Annotated in this window: 1 protein-coding gene; it reads left to right on the forward strand. The window is 48.5% G+C overall.

All coding sequences use genetic code 11. The features are described from left to right. Positions 1-596: glutamate--cysteine ligase (gene gshA / locus ACTHUE_RS19855; RefSeq protein WP_440424262.1), on the forward strand; the 596-nt coding region annotated here is incomplete at both ends.

Here is a 596-nt window from a genome sequence, read left to right on the forward strand (position 1 = left end):
GCCGGTTACAAAATTTCATCTATCGATATGAACCTGTTTCCAGGCGGCTTCAATAATTTGAATCCCAACTTTATCCCGCTGGCGGCGGTTGCCGCGCAGGATGCGGTACAGCGCGCCTGTGAAACGGCCAAATCCGTATTGATTATTCCTGAAAACCACACGCGTAACACATTCTATCTGCAAAATGTTTACGCCCTCAGCGAGATTTTGCGTTCGGCAGGATACGAAGTGCGCTTGGGCAGCTTGAATCCAGAAGTGACTGAGCCAACCGAGTTTGAAACCGCATTGGGCGACAAAATTTTGCTTGAGCCTTTATTGCGTACCCGTGAGCGTGTACATCTCGCAGACGGTTTCTCGCCTTGCGTTGTTTTGTTGAACAATGACTTGTCAGGGGGTGTTCCTGAAATCCTTAAAGATATCAGTCAAACCGTTTTGCCTCCATTGCACGGCGGCTGGACGACTCGCCGTAAAACCGAACATTTCGGCGCGTACAACCAAGTTGCTGCCGACTTTGCCAAGTTGATTGACATCGACGAATGGCAAATCAATCCTTATTTTGAAAAAATCAGCGGTTTGGATTTCCAAGAGCGTGAAGG

It is taken from the genome of Neisseria sp. P0021.S005 (genome assembly GCF_051956955.1).